Raw genomic sequence first — 15,922 nt, 5'->3', positions numbered from 1 at the left:
TTCGATCCTCGTCATCCGACGGGATAGACGACCCCGGTGAGTTCCTCGGAGACCGTCCACAGCCGCCGCTGCAGCTCGACGTCGTGAGACTGCGCGCTGGAGGCCACGACTTTCGGGTAGCCCCGTATTTCACCGAATCCGTCGGGTCCGAAGTACTGACCACCCCGCACCGCCGGATCGGTGGCGGCACGCAGTATCGGCAGCGCACCTCGATCGGCGTCTTGCACGAAGGGCTCCAGCAGGATGCTTGCCGCGGTGACCCACCGAGGCAGGTTACGCATCAGCTCGGTGTTGGAGCCGCCCGGGTGCGCAGCCACCCCAATGGTGGTCCCGCCAGGCGCTAGTCGGCGCTGAAGTTCATAGGTGAACAGCAGATTGGCGAGTTTGGATTGCCCGTAGGCACCGACCCGGCTGTAGCTGGTCTCCCACTGCAGGTCATCGAAATGGATTGCGGCGCGGATGCGGTGGCCAAGGCTGCTGACGGTGACCACCCGCGAACCAGCGACGGGCAACAGCCGATCCAGCAGCAGGCCGGTCAATGCAAAGTGGCCCAAATGATTGGTGCCGAACTGCATCTCGAAGCCGTCGGCGGTTCTCGACTTGGGCGTGTACATCACCCCGGCATTGTTGATCAGCAGGTCGATGCGCTCGTGATCGGACTTCAGCTGCGCCGCGGCGGCTCGCACGGACTCCAGCGAGGCCAGGTCGAGCTCCTGCAGCTCGACATCGGCGCCAGCAGTAGCCCCGGTGATGCGCGCGGCGGCCTGCTTGCCCTTGTCGAGGTTGCGTACGGCCAGCACCACGAGTGCGCCCCGCGCGGCGAGCGCGGCGGCGGTTTCGAAGCCAAGCCCGGTGTTGGCGCCGGTGACCACAGCGGTGCGTCCGGTCTGGTCGGGAATGTCGGCGGCGGTCCATTTGGTCATGAGGGGCTCCTCGTTATGATTCCCTAAACGGGGCGAGCGCTCCGCTTGACCAGAACTATACGGAACGGGCGCCCCGTTTTGTCAATGCGTCCGGAGGAGTGCCATGGCGAAAGGCGATCGCCGGGTGCGCGCTGATGCCGCCCGGAACCGGGCTCGCGTGTTGGAGGTCGCCTACCAGACGTTTGCCGCCGACGGTTTGTCGGTGCCGATCGACGAGATCGCCCGGCGCGCGGGGGTTGGCGCGGGCACGGTGTACCGGCATTTCCCGACCAAAGAGGCGCTGTTCCAGGCGGTGATCGTCGACCGGATCGACCGCATCGTCGACGAGGGACGTGTCCTGCTTGAATCCGAGCAGCCCGGCGAGGCGCTGTTTACCTTCCTGCGGTCGATGGTGTTGCAGTGGGGAGCCGCCGACCGCGGCCTGGTCGAGGCGTTGGCCGGCGTCGGGATCGAGGTCGACAATGCAGCCCCCGAGGCCGAGGCGGACTTCCTGGGCCTTCTCGCAGACCTGTTGGCCTCCGCCCGCCGCGCGGGCACGGTGCGGTTGGACGTCGGAGTATCCGAATTGAAGACGCTCCTGGTCGGGTGCCAAGCCATGCAGAGCTACAACGCGCAGTTGGCCGAAAGGGTGACCCAGGTCGCCCTCGACGGCCTCAGGGGAATGGGAAAGTGAGTACCGTCGCGCACCCCAAGGTTATCGTCGGTGCGACGACTGGGCGGCCTGGCATTTGGTACCGAACAGGTCCGCCCATTGCGCCGCGGTCAGGTCGCGCGGCAGCGCGTCCGAACGGATACCGTTGGCCCGCAACAACTCCCGGGTCAGCCCCCGCCGTCCCAGGATCTGGCCTAGCCCCCGCCCGCGCGCGGTAAAGACCTGGTGCACCAGGACCTGGTAGTCGGCTCGGTCCGCGGTGTCGATCAGCGGTTTCCTCCGCCTGGTGATGGTCAGCAGGCCGCCGTCGACATCCGGCCGAGGCCGGAACGCCGCCGCCGGAACCCGTTGCACCAGTGCAAAATCGAACCACGGCCACCACTGCGCGGTCATCATTGTCGCACCACCGACACCGGCGCGCCGGCGGGCCACCTCCCACTGCACCAGCAGCACCGCATCGGTCCAGCCCGGCGCGTGCAGCAGTCGGCGCAGCACCGCGGTGGTGAGGTGGAAGGGCAGGTTGCCGACGACAGTGTGCGGATGGCGCGGCAACCGGTACCGCAGGAAGTCGGCGGTGACCACCGTTGTGGGCGGGGTGACCCGACGACGCAACCGCCCAGCCCGACGGCGGTCGATCTCGATCGCGGTTACCCGTCGATTCAGCATCTGCATGGGCACCGTCAGCGCCCCGTCGCCGGCCCCGATCTCGACGATCGGGCCGGGCGTTCGCGCGACGGCCGCGATGACGGCGTCGATGACATTGCGATCGTGAATGAAGTTCTGGCCGAACTCATGTCGGCCTGCGTGGGGGTATGACAAGGCTGCTCCGCGAGAAGACCGGAAGGGGACGCGGGAGCGGCGGACGCAGGGATTGCAGATCGGATCCGCCGCTAGGCGGGACGCAACCTCATCGAAGCTGTGCAACCCATGCGTAGCACGCTAGATCACGGTCGGGGTTGTGCTCAACCAATTTTCCGGGCGCCGTACCAACGTCCGCGGGCGGCCCGATAGAGTCTGCGCAACGAGTTGCGGGAGGGCGCGAACTCCCGGGACGGGAGGCTCACCATGCGAGTTGCCGTGGCCGGCGCAACGGGCAACATCGGCGCGCGCGCCGCCGCTATCCTCGAGCGCGAGGGCCACCACGTCATACGCATCAGCCGCTCGTTCGGCATGGACCTGACCACGGGGCAAGGCTTGGATGCGGCCCTCGCCGGCGTCGACGCGGTGGTGGACGCGATCAGCGCGCCCCCGGCCACTCGTGATGAGACGCTGGCCTACTTCGGCACCACCACACGCAACCTGCTCGCCGCCGAGGAACGTGCGGGCGTGGGCCACCACGTCCTGCTGTCGATAGTCGGAATCCACCGAACAGAAGGCAATCCCCACTACACCGGCAAGCGTCAGCAGGAGCGCCTAATCGAAGAGGGCAACGTGGGGTGGACGATCGTGCCGGTCACCCAGTTTCATGACTTCGCGGCAATGGTTGTCAGCTGGACCGAGCGGGACGGCGTTGCCACCATCGCCCCGTTACTCGTTCAGCCGATCGCGCCCGACGACGTCGCCGCGATCCTGGCCGAGGTCGCCGCCGGGAAACCGCACGGCCGCTACGCCGACGTCGCCGGTCCCGAGACACAAGACCTGGTCGACATGGCGCGCCGCACCCTCGAGGTGCGCGGCCGCACGGTGAAGCTGGTCCCCACCTGGTCGGGCGTCTTCGGTGAGTCGATGGCCGGCAATGTCATGCTGCCTGGCCACAACGCTCGCATCGCCCCGACAACGTTCGACGATTGGCTGGCCGCCGGCGCCCAATAGCCTCACCGCGGGCGCTATGGCGCCCCGCTAGCGTGGCGGCCAATGCCATGGCGGCTGGTCAAGTAGGCGCTGACCCGCGATCCGGGTCTCGCCAAGTTCTTTTATCAGACGTACGGTGTGCACGTCAGCGGCCTCTTGCAGCGCCACGACCAGGGATTCGGAGTGGGTGACGACGACGATCTGGCTACGTTCGGCGGCCGTGGCGATCAGCGAAGCCAAGGCGGGCAATAGCTCGGGGTGCAGGCTGGTCTCGGGTTCGTTGAGCACCAGCAACTGCGGCGGGCGCGGCGTTAGCAGGGCCGCGATCCACAACAGATATCGCAGCGTCCCGTCGGAGAGCTCGGCGGCGCCCAGCGGCCGCAGCATTCCGGGCTGGTGCAGAGCCAGTTCGAAGAGACCGTTGTCGTTACGAATCTCGACGCGGCTGCCGTCAAACGCGCGGTCGACGGCTTCGCTGAGCGCAGCATCGTCACCGATCTCGCGAATCGTTTGCAAGGCAGCGGCCAGATCTGCGCCATCGTGGTCCAGTACCGGTGTGCGCGTACCGATTCGGGCCCGCCGGGCGGGCGCATCGGTATCAGTGCGCAAATGATCGTAGAAGCGCCAACTACGTATGCGCTCGCGCAGCTGAATCAGCTCCGGTGCGCGCACCGGATCCGCCAGCTCGCTGAGCATCGAGTCGAACGGCCGCAGCACGTCGGCGATCACGTGCCAGTTGCCCTCGCCGTCACGAACGCGCGCGGTGGGGCCACCCCGTTGCGCTATCACTGTCGCGGTGCGCCACACCGGCCCGACCCACTGCGCCTCCACCTTGAGCTCGGGATCAAGCTGGAACGCGCTGCGCGTCGGCCCGGGTAACCCCAGGTCCATCGCGTAGCCGAAATCGGACCCGGCAAAGCCAAGCTTCAAGCTGACCGATTCGGCGCGCACCGTCCCCTGGACCGGATGGCGCCCCTCGCGCACCGACTTGCCGATCACCGCCGGCCCTGCCCACATCGTTGAGCTCAACCCACCCTCGCGGGCCAGCGCGGCCACCGCGCCGTTGCGAGCCGAGTTCCCCAGCAGGCGCAATGCTCGATAGAGGTTGGATTTGCCGCTACCGTTGTGACCGGTTACGACGTTGAGCTGGCGCAGCGGAACGACCAGCTGACGTAGCGAGCGGTAATTCTGAACCGCGACAGTTACCAGCACCTGGCCACGCTAGTCCAATGCCCGCGCTCACTTTCGGCTGGGCCATCATGGTGCTACGCCGCTGACCCGCATCGCTGGCTTCGCGGAACTAGTGGCGAGAATTGCGGACGCAATGTGATTTTCATTGTCGGCCGACCTGAAATCGGGTAGTCGAAACTGGCACAACATGTCTTTTTACGAGACAGCGAACAAGGCGGCGGCACAGCGCCTTCGCACATCGATATACGAAAATGAAATTCGTTGTTGCACTGTGCATCCGGGACATTTCCGAGCAGACCCCGGAGCGAACTCACAGGAGTAATCGCTGTTGCGGCCGGTTGGGAACTGCTAATTGTAGGTGGCGTGGCAATAAGTCAATCTCGTCAATGCATTTTGACGTTCGCGCCCGAACATTTCCGCGGTGACCAACGTGAAATGGAACGGACCCGATCGGCTGGTGGTTGTCGCGATAACCGTCATTATCTTGTGCGCGCTTGGCTATTAAGCCTTGCGCTACCTCGACGCGGGAGTCGTCGCGTTGCTGTTGCCGTGGGAACAACCATGACCGACCGCAGCCGCCCGCGCAACGCCGCCCTATCAGCACTGATGCTCAACCAACGAAGAAAGGACCGTGAGCGATGTCCGCGCCGCAGACCTTGAATGTCGAACACGAGGAACTCATGGCCAGGGTCGCCGAGCTGGAAGCCCCACTACCGAATCCACCATCCGGCAACCCCGTTCCGCCGAGCCAACTTGCCATGGTGATCAGGGCAACCGCTCAGATCGGGCTGTCGGCCGACAACATGCGGCTCTACCTTGATGCGGGGAGTCGGGAGCGGGGACGTTTGGCCGTATCCCTTAGGAACGCGGCCAAAGCCTACGAGGAGACTGACGAACAGGCCGCGCAGGCGATAGGCAAGACCGATAGCAACCCCGATTCGGGAGAACCATCCGGATCGCCTGGAACGTCTGGAACATCCGGAACGCCCCCAACGCCCGCTACGCCCGGGTCGCCCGGGTCGCCCGGGTCGCCACAATCCAGAAAGGCCACCAAACCACCCAACAGGCTCGACTGTGAACCACCGCCACGATTCCAGATCGTCAACTTAAACCTGAACCCGATCGAGCAATCCTTTGGTGACTACGTCGATCTGAAACAGTTGGCACGCCAAATCGCCGCAGCTGATCAGGGCGTATCGTTCGACGCGTTTGCCCAGGAGTGGGCCGCCTACCAAACAACGTTGCTAGAAGCCACCTACATGTTTCGGCCCTTTTCCTCCTGGGAGGGCGCCGCAGCGACGGCCGTCGAATCGAGCTTCAATGCACAAAGATCCTGGATGTACCAAATGGCGGAGTTGTGCGCCAGCATTGCTGCCCAGGCCCAAAGCGTCGTGTCCGCACAGCGTCAGGCGGTGACGGACCACCCCACGTCGGCCCAGATAGCGACGATCGAAAGGAACTACCTTTCGGGCAACACCGAACTCGCTCGCAGACAGTATTTGGCGGCGGATGCAAAGTCGGAGGAGACATTGGCCGCCTATGCCAAGAACGTGCCGCTACCCCTACCGGCGCTGCAGCCGCCGCAACCTCCGGCGGCTGCCCGCATCACGGTTCCCGAGCCCCCCGATTCTTCGGGGCTCCCCCTAGATCAACCCGGCTTGGTCGACGGGCTTGCTGCGGGGTCGTCGGCGCTTTCCGATGTCGGTAGCGAGATCTCGGCGGGGTCGGCAACGGTCACCGACCCCTCGCCGGTGCCGGCTGGCGCCGGGACCGGCGGGACGGACAACACCGTGAGCAGTGTGCCGGGCGCAGGGCTGGCGCCGTTGACCGGTTCGGCGACCAGGGCGGCAGCGATGCTGCCGCCGCCGTCGCTCAAGCCGGCGTCGGCCACCGGCGGCGATGTGCCGGCGGCGGAGTTGAAGCCCGCATCTGCCGTCGGATCGACGACACCGGCCCCGGGTTCTCGGCTAGGCAGTTCAGCGGGCGGTGGCGGCGTACCGTCGATCCCGCTGACTGACGTCGAATCAGCGGCACGGTCCTCGTCGGCAACGCGCAATACCGCTGTGGGCCTGGGCAAGCCGGGTTCGCGTGTGAGTGGCGCGATCGGCGGTGGCGGCATGGGTATGGCACCAGTGGGGCAGGGCGCTCAGGGTCACGGCGGCAAGCCCAAGCACGCCCAACGGGCCGAGGAGTCACTGTATACCGAGAAGCGCCCATGGACCGGGGGCCTCATTGGTAGACGGCGGCGCAATGATCTTCCCGACAACATGGAGCCAGAATGAACGCCGGTACCCATCCACAGGTCGCTGCGGTGTTGCAGCAGACGACGCGCCTGCACACAACCCTCGACCACTACGCGCACCAAGTAGACACCCAAACGTACACTGGCACAGACGAAGCCAGGACAGTTCAGGTCACGTTGGATGGACGCCGGTGGCTGACCGACCTCTATGTCACGGACGGCTTACTGCGGTTGGGCGGACCGACGGTTGCGCAACGGATCAACGAGGCGCTGTGCAACGCGCGGGAAGCCGCGGGGTCGGTCATCAGTGCCCAGCAGGAAGCCTTGATCGGGGGGCTTGCCCAGATCACCGCGGCGCTGCAGACACATTTCGGCCTACAGCCAGCTCACGATCGCGATGACGGTGACATCGACAGCGCGGACCTAGACGTCGGCAGACGTTGACCGCAGTGGCATTTCGTGCGCGGGAGCAACTACGCGATGGGCATGACCAGACCGGGCGGTACGGATGCCCAGCGGATGCTCGAGCCGGGCGGGTGGCCGGAATTCGACGAGGACATCCTCTACGACCGGGCGCGGGAATACACTCGGGCCCTTAGGCAGGTAACCGACGTGTTGGAGACCTGCCAGCAACAGCGGTTGCAGATCTTCGAGGGTGGCATCTGGTCGGGTGGGGGCGCCAACGCGGCAAGGCGCGCGCTGGACGGAGATATCGACCGGTTGATGAAGCTGCAACGCGATATCGTCACGGCAATTGCCGTGCACGACAAGGTCGCTGGGGCGATCGGTTACGCCAAGTCAGCGATCAGCGACAACGTGGAAGCGGCTCAACAACAGATCACCGTCTTGCGCAATGACCCCAGCTGGTCGGCAGCGGCGCGAGACGCCGCAATCGAGACGATTGTCGGCACGGCGCACGGGGTGAGCGCCAGCGTGGTTGCCGACACTGCCGAGCAGATCCGGGCAATGCGGACGTGGACGCCCCCCGATAGCGCGCTCGAAAGGCTGCTCAGCCAGAAGTCGCCACCCGCAGACAGGCCGGTGCCAGTCCAGCACCCACCGAGACTCCGACCCCCAAAATCGCAGTCCCCCGGCGGCCATCGGCCGCCCCGCCCCCAGCCGCCGGAACCCGTGACCTCGTCGGCACATGTCATCAGACAGCACCTGTCGGGGACGACGCCGCCGTCGCTTGGGCAGCCGTTGGCGTCTTCCGCTTATGCAAGTCCGTCGCTGCCGGTGGCCATGCCGAGACCGGCCTCGGGGGCCCAGTCGATGAGTCGGACGGCGTCCGCGGCACCTGGCGTTCCGGTCGGCTGGCCGGCGGGGTCGACGGCCGCTCCGGCAGCTAGACCCGGGCGCGGCGGCGAGCAGGCGCCACGCTCGGCAACACCGCGCAGCCGGCGGGCTCCGCCTGTGGCGAACTCGTCAACGCCGACGACGCCGACCACCGAAACCGGCGCACCGTCCGCGCTGGCCGGACCGCGGGTGCCGGCGGTGTCAGATGGTGCGAATTCGGGCCCGAGCGCGGGTTGGACCGCTCCGGTCAGACCGGCGGATGCATCCCCGACAGGACAGCAGATGTCGAGCGGTGTGGGCCCGGCTCGAACGAACACCGCGCGTACTGAGGCTGGCCACCGCGCCACGTCAGCAGGTCCGGCCGCGGTACCGGTTGCTGCGGCGCGCGCCGAGCGCGACGCCATTGCGGCGGGCGCCGTCGCCGAGCCCGCCCGACGCCGCGCCGGCGGCGGGAAGGACCCGTTGCGACTGGCACGGCACATAGCCGCGGCGCTCAACGCACCAGACAGTGGTGGCCAAGGCGATTTCGGGTTTTTCTGGGTCGTCGGTGTCACTACCGAGGGCGCGATCGTGCTGGCCAATAGCTACGGAGTGGCCTACATTCCGGAGCGGGTGCAGCTACCGGAAGCGGCGTGCATGGCCAGTGCCGACGAGGGGATCCCCGTCACAGAGCGGGCGCGCTGGGCCACGCGTCCCGCATTGGCCGTGCAGGCCTGGGCGGCCCACCATGACCACGTGCTGCGCGCGATAATCGCCACCGCGGAGCAGTTTGCCGGCTCCGATACCGGTGTGCCCACGGTGATGCTCACCTCAGACGACATCCCAACCAGCGGCGGCATGACCGGCAGAACCCGGCTGCAGGTCGTCGATCCCGCCGCCGCCGCCCGCCTGGCGTCAACCACCGATGCGAGACTGCCCACACTGCTGCCGCCGACACAGGTGGTAGTGAGTCCGCCGGCGGATAGGCGCAGGTTGTGGTTCAACGTCATGACGCCGGTGGTGCGAAAGGCCCCCGGACGAGAGACCGCACATCTGCAAGCGTTGCGTACCTATGCCGCCTATTCCCACAGTTCCGCGCTTTGGCAGGCGCACACTACGGTCGACGTCGGCGTCCGGCGTGGCGCCGTAGCCGATTCGCTGTACTGGCAGCATCTGCGCCGGCTACTGGATAGCGCGCTGATCAACCCATGATCACGCCGGTATGACCGGATGATCGGTCAGTCAGTGTGGCTGATGTATCGGGTGACGAACACATGTGCCTGCGCTTCGGCGGCCTGTTCCGGCGAGGGCAGGCCCATGCCGTTGTCCAGCAGGTCGCGGATGGCCTCGTCGTCGGCTCCTATTGCGCGAAGGGATCGGGCCAGCAAGGCGTGCTGCGCCGATAGCGCCCGTTGCCGAGTCAGGTCCGCGACGACAAGTACCTCTTCGGCGAGTTCCGATTCAGTCATCGTCGCGACGTTCGCCGACAACTCGACCCCGCGGATCTGTCCGTCCATACTCGCCGTCACCGACACGGTCTCAGCTGGGTTGGTCAATGTGGTCAGCTGCCAGCCACCGGATCCGTCCGCATCGCTGAGGTCCTCGTCGTCCGCGCTCGTGTCCTGATTCAGCGCGTCGAGGGCGGCCAACTCGGCTCCAGTGTCCTCGACGAAGTCCGTTGCGGCACAGCCATTGTTACCGAGCTCATCGCCGAAATCCAGGGCCGCGAATAGATCGGCGTCGTCGCCGGGCATGATCAGCCGCCAACCACTTGGCGGTCGAGACTCTCGCGCGCGCTTTTGTCGGTGCTGTCGAATTTCGTCCCAGCAACACGCAGGCTTTTGGCGAGGTAGCTGGAGAATCCGGCTAGGTTGGTGCCGGCACTTGCCCGGTCCTTCTCCGTCGCTTGCAGGGCGGTGATGCATTCTCCGCATACTGGACCATGATCAGCCCACAGCGCAGCGGCGGCGTTGTCGGCCGCTGCGGTCGCGGCATCGATCTCGCCAGCGGCTTGGTCTTGCTGATCGGCCAGGCCGGTCAAGTACCCGGAATTCGCCATCAGATCCGCCATGGGCTTGCCTCCTCAATGCTGAATTTCTTTACCGGACATCGGCTTTGACGTGCGACCGACGTCACAAGCTACGCTGTACCGGGTTCGGCTCCCGCTCCTGTTCAGCGCCGCCCGTTGCGCCACCGATCGGTGCGCGCTCCCCGTCGCGCGCGCCCGCGGCCGCTCCTTTGGCGTCGTCGGCGCCGGTGCGCTCCGCGGCACGGCCCCGCTCGTCGGCGTGCGCCGGACGCGTGGGCCGCTGGGCCGCCTCGGCTTTCCGCTGCGCGGAAGTTGCGGTGCGCCCGGAGGATTGGGCCGCCCAATCGTTTAGCCTGGGCACGGTAGCCGGTGCGTCCGTCGACCCGCCCGCGGGTCCGCGCGTGGTCCCCGGCGCGTTCGCGGGCCCTTGCGGGTCCGTCACCGGCGATGCGGATCCCGCCTGCGCGCCGACGCTCCCGGTTGCGATGTTTGCCAGCGCAACGGCGTCGTCGTCCGGTGCGGTGGAGGACACCCCCGACGCCTCGGGAACCCCAGCAACGGTGGTCGTCAAGGCCGGGGCCGCACGAGGTGACGGCTTGGGCGCTGTGCCACCGGGCTGCGCCGTCGCGGCAGCGACCGCACAGTACTGGTGCCGGACGTCTAGTACCGCACGCCGGTTGTCGCTCGCATCCGCCAGCATGAATCCAAGCGCTCGCTCAACAACCGCCATCGCAGCGGTGAAGACGGCGAGCTCGAACGCCACCGAAATTGCCTCGCCGCCAGGTTGAATCAACCGGAGACTCATGGCGACCGGCACGGCTGCGACCAGGCTCATCTTCGCCCGCGCCAGCTGAGTCTTCTTCGCTTTGATCTGTCGAGCCTGCTTCGCCAGTATGCTCGCGATCTGCGAATCAAGGGTGGCCATGGTGGTGGTCCGAGTCATCTGATCGCTGTTCCGCGCGCCGTACGCGTCGGCGGCGGATCCCGTCCAGCTGCTGGAGTCCACAACGGCATCCGCCAGGGTTCGGTTGGCGAGTTCGAAGCTCTTCGAACCGATCGAGTAGCCTTGCCCCTTATTCGACGCGCCGCCAAACAGTAGGTCCACCATGGTGGTGAGCACTATTCCCGTGTCGAGGAACACCGTCTGCGATTTGAAGGCCGCGCTTTCGGCCTTGTATTGGCCATATGCGAACGCACCGTACCCAACGGCGCCGACCGTCTGAGTTATGCCGGTCTGCCACTCACCCGACGCGAAACTCATACCCGCCGAATAGGCGGTGGTGAGGGCCACGCCGGAAGCTGTGATTGCACCCATTGTTGTATTCCCCTGCACTGTTTGCGGTTTCGGTGGTGTGCAGGTCAATCGTAAACCTCGGCGCACCAATGGAGGCTGTGAATATCCTGATTCGACGACGGCGTCGCCGAATTTGACTTTCATTGTCGCTAAGAAGGATTCGAACCGATTGGTGTCGCGGGCATTCCGCGGCTGTCTTGCCGAAAGGCATGCCCAGCTACCGCCAAGCGTCCGGAAGCGTGCCCAAATTACATTACGGAGAAATGTATTTGGGCTGGGCCGCGCTACGTAGTCTCGTTGCCCGACAAAGCGTCAGAGTGCATCCCATCCCGGAACCGCTCGCCTTTGGGCAAATGGCTACCCTGGTGCCATGAGCCAGCGACTCCCGGGTGGGGTTGTCCACAAGCTGCCCGCAGACTTGCGCGAGTCGCTGATCGCCAACCCGGCGGCACTCGCTGCCTGGAAGGACATCACACCGTTGGCGCGTAACGAGTTCATCTGTTGGGTCGAGGATGCCAAGCAGGAAACGACCCGACAGCGCCGCATCCGCCGGACTCAGGAGGAACTCGAGCAGGGCCAGCGCCGGCCCTGCTGCTGGCCGGGGTGCACGCACCGCGAGCGCACCGGCGGATAAGGGCCAACGCACTGTCGTCCGGGTAGCGCACTATCCCTGGTCGGCGGTGGATTGATCGAGGACGTAAACCGCATTGCCGTGCAAATCTTCGAACCCGGCCCACCATCCGCCCGGGATCTCGATCGGTTCGAGCCACACGGCCAGTTCGTGGCTTCGCTTTGCGATCCACGCCCGCGCGTCGTCGACGACAAGCATGGGCCCCGGTCTGCCAATGCGTTCGGTGTCGACGTCGACCATGAGCTGCACCTCGGTGCCGGGTAGGGCGAGCGCAACGGTGTGGTCGCCCTCGCGCCAAGCCTCGGTCCAGCCCAAAGTGTCGCGATAGAACGCCAGCGCGGACCCGAGCTCGGGAACGGGGAGGTAGAGGAACCCCAACGTGGTCATGACTCGAACATAATCCAATTATGGAATCAGAGCAACAGGTTATGCTAGCGGCATGCCGGAGTGGATCCCGACGGAGCGCTCGGCGAAGGGACGCCTCGTACTTCGCGCTCTCGACGCGTTCAGCGCGCAGCCGTTCGAGGAGGTAAACGTTGTCGCGCTATGTACGGCGGCCGATGTCACGACCGGGACGCTTTATCACCACTTCGAAACCAAACTCGGGCTGTACGAAATCGTCCGGCTCGAAACGGAGCGCAGGACCGTCGACCGGATCGCGGGCGCGCTGGCGGCTCGCGCGGACGATCCCCCGGCGGTGGCGGTGCGGGCGGCGTTGCTGGTTGGCTTCGACTATGTCGTCGGCACCGGTCGTGCTCGTCTGGTCGGCGCGCCGGTGCCCGCCGGGCGTGATGATCTGATCGAAACGGCGGTCGCCACGGTACTGGTCTGCGATGGCACCTCGGCGCGACTTTGGCTGGCGGCGTGGCGGGCGGCGCTAATGTGCACCGTGGAAGGTTACGGCGTCGAGCCGGTACGCACAGCCCTGGCGAACTTCGGCCTCTTCGACCGCGGGTGAGGCCGCCGCGCGAACAGTCCCGGGGCCGTGCCACACCCGGCGGCTAAAAACTCAGCCCCGAGAACATGACCCGGCCGGGATCATACTTCTGCCGGATGGCGCTCAGCTTGGATAGGTTCGGACCGAAGTAGCGCGATGGCGGCTGGTTCGCCTCGAGATAGTTCACATAGCCGCCGACCGAGTGCGGTCGCACCGCTTGGTGCGCGGTGTTGAGCCAGCTGGTCGCCGCCGACGGGGAACCGGAGGTCTCGACGTACCACTGCACCAGCGCGGACTGCCTACGCCACGGAAAGGCTGTGGCCCCCGGTGCGACGGTGGCGAGGGCGCCGTCGAGCGCGTGCATGATCGCCAACATGCGACCCGCCCCACGCGGGAAGGCGTCGACCGCCGAGGCGATCGCCGCGGCGGTGGCCGCGTTGATGGTGGGCAGCACATCGGATCCGCCGACATACCCGAGCGGCGACGGGTTGAGGTTCCCGACCGCCAAATACCTCACCAGGTCCAAATAGTTGAACGTGTGGTTCTCGGTGCCCGTCGGTTGCGTTCCGACGGCTGAAATGATGGCGCTGGCCACGCTGCTACCCGACCCGGTCGGGCAGGTCGCAAGGATACGACAGTGCGTACCCAGCGGGTCGACGGTGGCATCTGCCAGTGCCCAGCTGCTTCGGTCGGCCCTGCGCAGCCAGTTCTGCCAACCGAGCAGGACCTGAGCGAACGACTCCGGCGGGAAATTGAGGTTCACGACGTCGAGGTCTGTGGTGGGGAACGTGGCAAAGGTCAACGAGGTTGTCACCCCGAAGTTTCCGCCACCGCCGCCGCGCAACGCCCAGAACAGGTCCGGGTGGTCGCTGGCCGACGCGGTGACCGCCTGGCCACTGGGCAACACCACCGTCGCCGACCTCAACTGGTCCGCGAGCAGGCCGGCGTGCCGGGAATTGGCGCCCAGCCCGCCGCCCAGGGCGTGCCCCGCCGCACCGACCGTCGGGCAAGTGCCCGTCGGGATGCCGCGGCCGACATCGGCCAGCGCCTGGTGGATCGCATACAGCCCGGTGGCGGGCGTCACGGTGACCTGCCCGGTGGCGTTGTCGTATTTGATTTCCCCGGGCAGCTGACGCAGGTCGAGCACCATGGTGCCGTTCGCCGTGGAAGCCCCCACATAGGAGTGCCCACCACTGCGGGGAGCGACTTTGAGGTTGTTGGCAGCGGCGAATGTGATTGCCTTCTGCACGTCCGCCGGCGATGTCGGGGTAACGATCACCGCCGGCGTCAAGCCGTTGTAGTTGGTGTTGAAAACCTGCTTGGCCGCTGCGAATTGAGAACCGTCGTCCGGTCTCAACACTCGCCCACCCAGGGCGGCAGAAAGTCCCTCCCAGCCGGAGGCATTCGGAGCCGCGGTCGCCCGGATCGAGCCGACTCGGACCGATCCAAAAACTGCGCCGGCGGCCAGCGCTCCGGCGGCGCCCCGCAAGAGCCGCTGGCGGGAGATCTCACGCGCCAACGTCGGGCTCCCGCCTCGTGACGGTTCCGAGCCCGGCGCAGCCGGGCCCTGCGGGCCGGCACCGTCCAAATCGCGTCATGTCCCGCATTGTTCAGCGACGTGAACCGCGGTGCCGCATGACGTGTCGCGGGACAACTGAAACGTGCCCGAACCGTTACCCGGACCGCCTCGACGTCGGCGTTGGTGCCGCCACCGGACGAGTGGCCGTCACCAAATTCCGGGCACCAGCCGATGGTGCACCTTCTGGGTGTATTCGCGGTAGCCGGCCAACTCTTGCTGGAGCGCCTTCTCCTCGTCGAGGATGCGTACGACCAGGATGATCACGCTCGGGATGATGAACAGCAGTCCCCAATACGAATCGAGCGCAAGAGGCATACCAATCATCATCATCAGCGCTCCGAAATACATTGGGTGCCTGACGAATCCGTACAGTCCCGTGGACACCAGTGGCTGGTCCGCTGCTACCGTGATATTGGCCGCGGCGAAACTGTTTTGTTGGACGACCAGCATTGTGATGCAAAGGCCGACCGCCACCAGCACAATGCCGACGAGGACGACGGCGGTCGGCACGTTCGACCAGCCGAACCGGTGGTCGAGTGCGCAGACCACCAGCCACGCCGTCAGGCACAGATAGAGGCAAGAGACAACGATTTTCTGCGCGGGCCGAGTCTCTGCCATGGGGCCCGCATTCATCCGCCGACGCAGCACTTCGGGTCTCCGCATCGCCCAGTAGATGCCGGGCACGACAGTGACGAGTACGAATACCGCGATGAAAACCCATGCCTGCCAGTAATCGAACGTGCCCGCCGGCAGGAACAGCAGCACGCCGAAATATGCGAATCCGAGCAGGCTTGCCGTGACCGCTTTCAATGTGTCATGCACGATTTCCTTGCCTATGGCCGAGTGGATGCGAGGCCGAAGCGCGAGATAGCCAGGCGCTCAGGTGATCCCGGCCAGCACATCGTCGATTTGGCCCATCGCCTCCCGCATGCCGTCCTCCATGCCCATCTCGAGCATCTGGTTCATCGCATCCGTCGACGCGAAGGTCGAGACCACGGTCATGGTGGTGCCGCCGTCGGCGCGCGTGACAAGGCTCAGTTCCATGCGGGTGGTGGGCATGTTCGGATTCGGTTGACCACTCTCGTCGGCGAAACCATCGTCGACGACGAACCGACTCGGCGCGTCGACCTCGAGCACGTCCCAGTAGCCGGCCGACTTCTGGCCGTCGGGTCCGCTCATGAAGTAGCTGACCCGACCACCGGGACGAAGATCGTGGTCGACAACGGTGGCCGGCCACGTCGGCGGACCCCAGAACCGCTCGAGCTGCCTGGGGTCGGCGTAGAGCTGCCAGACGCGCTCGACCGGGGCGTCGTAGTCGGCGACGACCGTCATCGTGTGGGCGTCGAGACTCTTGTCAATACGGGTGATAGGCATGGGT

The 15,922-nt window shown here is 66.1% G+C and carries 17 protein-coding genes; 7 read left to right on the top strand and 10 right to left on the bottom strand.

What is annotated here, in order from left to right; all coding sequences use genetic code 11:
- Positions 1-11: 11 nt before the first annotated feature.
- Entirely contained in the window at positions 12-923 is a 912-nt protein-coding gene (locus tag AADZ55_RS00575) for an SDR family NAD(P)-dependent oxidoreductase (RefSeq protein WP_085325547.1), read from the bottom strand.
- 103 nt (positions 924-1,026) lie between these two features.
- Here AADZ55_RS00575 and AADZ55_RS00570 point away from each other — a divergent pair, with 103 nt between their 5' ends.
- Positions 1,027-1,596, top strand: a complete 570-nt coding sequence (locus AADZ55_RS00570) for a TetR/AcrR family transcriptional regulator (RefSeq protein ID WP_085325546.1) — start codon at positions 1,027-1,029, stop codon at positions 1,594-1,596.
- A 21-nt stretch (positions 1,597-1,617) separates the two neighbouring features.
- On the opposite strand, the gene erm is transcribed toward AADZ55_RS00570, so the two are convergent.
- On the bottom strand, positions 1,618-2,394 hold the full coding sequence (gene erm / locus AADZ55_RS00565; protein ID WP_085325545.1) for a 23S ribosomal RNA methyltransferase Erm: 777 nt from the start codon (positions 2,392-2,394) through the stop codon (positions 1,618-1,620).
- Between the two features lie 246 nt (positions 2,395-2,640).
- Between erm and AADZ55_RS00560 the strand changes: the two genes are divergently transcribed.
- Positions 2,641-3,387 carry an SDR family oxidoreductase gene (locus AADZ55_RS00560; protein ID WP_085325544.1) on the top strand — a complete coding sequence of 249 codons (747 nt, stop codon included), beginning with the start codon at positions 2,641-2,643 and terminating at the stop codon, positions 3,385-3,387.
- A 27-nt stretch (positions 3,388-3,414) separates the two neighbouring features.
- On the opposite strand, the gene AADZ55_RS00555 is transcribed toward AADZ55_RS00560, so the two are convergent.
- A complete protein-coding gene (locus AADZ55_RS00555; protein WP_085325543.1) occupies positions 3,415-4,578 on the bottom strand; it encodes an AAA family ATPase in 1,164 nt (387 codons plus the stop codon).
- Between the two features lie 617 nt (positions 4,579-5,195).
- Between AADZ55_RS00555 and AADZ55_RS00550 the strand changes: the two genes are divergently transcribed.
- The 3 genes from AADZ55_RS00550 to AADZ55_RS00540 are packed head-to-tail and all read left to right on the top strand — an operon-like array spanning position 5,196 to position 9,286.
- On the top strand, positions 5,196-6,839 hold the full coding sequence (locus AADZ55_RS00550; protein ID WP_085325542.1) for a PPE domain-containing protein: 1,644 nt from the start codon (positions 5,196-5,198) through the stop codon (positions 6,837-6,839).
- Positions 6,836-7,243, top strand: coding sequence for a YbaB/EbfC family nucleoid-associated protein (locus AADZ55_RS00545; protein ID WP_085325541.1), 408 nt, complete (start codon positions 6,836-6,838; stop codon positions 7,241-7,243). The genes AADZ55_RS00550 and AADZ55_RS00545 overlap by 4 nt, the downstream gene beginning before the upstream one ends.
- Positions 7,244-7,285: 42 nt before the next feature.
- Positions 7,286-9,286, top strand: a complete 2,001-nt coding sequence (locus AADZ55_RS00540) for a hypothetical protein (protein WP_133056431.1) — start codon at positions 7,286-7,288, stop codon at positions 9,284-9,286.
- Between the two features lie 26 nt (positions 9,287-9,312).
- On the opposite strand, the gene AADZ55_RS00535 is transcribed toward AADZ55_RS00540, so the two are convergent.
- The 3 genes from AADZ55_RS00535 to AADZ55_RS00525 form a co-directional block, all read right to left on the bottom strand.
- Positions 9,313-9,828: a hypothetical protein gene (locus AADZ55_RS00535; protein ID WP_085325540.1), complete on the bottom strand. Its 516-nt coding sequence runs from the start codon at positions 9,826-9,828 to the stop codon at positions 9,313-9,315.
- A 2-nt stretch (positions 9,829-9,830) separates the two neighbouring features.
- Entirely contained in the window at positions 9,831-10,145 is a 315-nt protein-coding gene (locus AADZ55_RS00530; RefSeq protein WP_085325539.1) for a type VII secretion target, read from the bottom strand.
- 61 nt (positions 10,146-10,206) lie between these two features.
- Positions 10,207-11,418 carry an EspA/EspE family type VII secretion system effector gene (locus AADZ55_RS00525; protein WP_085325538.1) on the bottom strand — a complete coding sequence of 404 codons (1,212 nt, stop codon included), beginning with the start codon at positions 11,416-11,418 and terminating at the stop codon, positions 10,207-10,209.
- Between the two features lie 349 nt (positions 11,419-11,767).
- Between AADZ55_RS00525 and AADZ55_RS00520 the strand changes: the two genes are divergently transcribed.
- A complete protein-coding gene (locus tag AADZ55_RS00520; RefSeq protein ID WP_085325537.1) occupies positions 11,768-12,031 on the top strand; it encodes a YdeI/OmpD-associated family protein in 264 nt (87 codons plus the stop codon).
- Positions 12,032-12,061: 30 nt separating this feature from the next.
- Here the strand turns inward: AADZ55_RS00520 and AADZ55_RS00515 are convergent, their stop codons facing one another.
- Complete coding sequence (locus AADZ55_RS00515) at positions 12,062-12,415, bottom strand: VOC family protein (RefSeq protein ID WP_085325536.1); 354 nt, start codon at positions 12,413-12,415, stop codon at positions 12,062-12,064.
- Positions 12,416-12,467: 52 nt separating this feature from the next.
- Between AADZ55_RS00515 and AADZ55_RS00510 the strand changes: the two genes are divergently transcribed.
- Positions 12,468-12,986: a TetR/AcrR family transcriptional regulator gene (locus tag AADZ55_RS00510; RefSeq protein WP_085325535.1), complete on the top strand. Its 519-nt coding sequence runs from the start codon at positions 12,468-12,470 to the stop codon at positions 12,984-12,986.
- 43 nt (positions 12,987-13,029) lie between these two features.
- Here the strand turns inward: AADZ55_RS00510 and AADZ55_RS00505 are convergent, their stop codons facing one another.
- The 3 genes from AADZ55_RS00505 to AADZ55_RS00495 all read right to left on the bottom strand — a co-directional run bounded on the left by AADZ55_RS00505 (position 13,030) and on the right by AADZ55_RS00495 (position 15,918).
- A complete protein-coding gene (locus AADZ55_RS00505; RefSeq protein ID WP_085325534.1) occupies positions 13,030-14,484 on the bottom strand; it encodes an FAD-dependent oxidoreductase in 1,455 nt (484 codons plus the stop codon).
- A 207-nt stretch (positions 14,485-14,691) separates the two neighbouring features.
- Positions 14,692-15,366 (bottom strand): methyltransferase family protein, encoded by a 675-nt coding sequence (locus AADZ55_RS00500; protein WP_085325533.1) that lies wholly within the window; start codon positions 15,364-15,366, stop codon positions 14,692-14,694.
- Positions 15,367-15,423: 57 nt separating this feature from the next.
- Positions 15,424-15,918: an SRPBCC family protein gene (locus AADZ55_RS00495; RefSeq protein ID WP_085325532.1), complete on the bottom strand. Its 495-nt coding sequence runs from the start codon at positions 15,916-15,918 to the stop codon at positions 15,424-15,426.
- Between the last annotated feature and the right edge of the window lie 4 nt (positions 15,919-15,922).

The sequence above is a fragment of the Mycobacterium decipiens genome, assembly GCF_963853665.1.
GTDB classification, from domain to species: Bacteria; Actinomycetota; Actinomycetes; order Mycobacteriales; family Mycobacteriaceae; genus Mycobacterium; species Mycobacterium decipiens.
This window is presented reverse-complemented; position numbering and strand designations above follow the sequence as displayed.

Excerpts from the sequence above, each read along its gene's own strand:
- AADZ55_RS00550 (WP_085325542.1), top strand. The coding sequence starts at position 5,196 with ATGTCCGCGCCGCAGACCTTGAATGTCGAACACGAGGAACTCATGGCC.
- AADZ55_RS00540 (WP_133056431.1), top strand. The coding sequence starts at position 7,286 with ATGACCAGACCGGGCGGTACGGATGCCCAGCGGATGCTCGAGCCGGGC.
- AADZ55_RS00535 (WP_085325540.1), bottom strand. The coding sequence starts at position 9,828 with ATGCCCGGCGACGACGCCGATCTATTCGCGGCCCTGGATTTCGGCGAT.
- AADZ55_RS00530 (WP_085325539.1), bottom strand. The coding sequence starts at position 10,145 with ATGGCGGATCTGATGGCGAATTCCGGGTACTTGACCGGCCTGGCCGAT.
- AADZ55_RS00495 (WP_085325532.1), bottom strand. The coding sequence starts at position 15,918 with ATGCCTATCACCCGTATTGACAAGAGTCTCGACGCCCACACGATGACG.
- AADZ55_RS00520 (WP_085325537.1), top strand. The coding sequence starts at position 11,768 with ATGAGCCAGCGACTCCCGGGTGGGGTTGTCCACAAGCTGCCCGCAGAC.
- AADZ55_RS00545 (WP_085325541.1), top strand. The coding sequence starts at position 6,836 with ATGAACGCCGGTACCCATCCACAGGTCGCTGCGGTGTTGCAGCAGACG.
- AADZ55_RS00570 (WP_085325546.1), top strand. The coding sequence starts at position 1,027 with ATGGCGAAAGGCGATCGCCGGGTGCGCGCTGATGCCGCCCGGAACCGG.
- AADZ55_RS00575 (WP_085325547.1), bottom strand. The coding sequence starts at position 923 with ATGACCAAATGGACCGCCGCCGACATTCCCGACCAGACCGGACGCACC.
- AADZ55_RS00560 (WP_085325544.1), top strand. The coding sequence starts at position 2,641 with ATGCGAGTTGCCGTGGCCGGCGCAACGGGCAACATCGGCGCGCGCGCC.
- AADZ55_RS00525 (WP_085325538.1), bottom strand. The coding sequence starts at position 11,418 with ATGGGTGCAATCACAGCTTCCGGCGTGGCCCTCACCACCGCCTATTCG.
- AADZ55_RS00515 (WP_085325536.1), bottom strand. The coding sequence starts at position 12,415 with ATGACCACGTTGGGGTTCCTCTACCTCCCCGTTCCCGAGCTCGGGTCC.
- AADZ55_RS00510 (WP_085325535.1), top strand. The coding sequence starts at position 12,468 with ATGCCGGAGTGGATCCCGACGGAGCGCTCGGCGAAGGGACGCCTCGTA.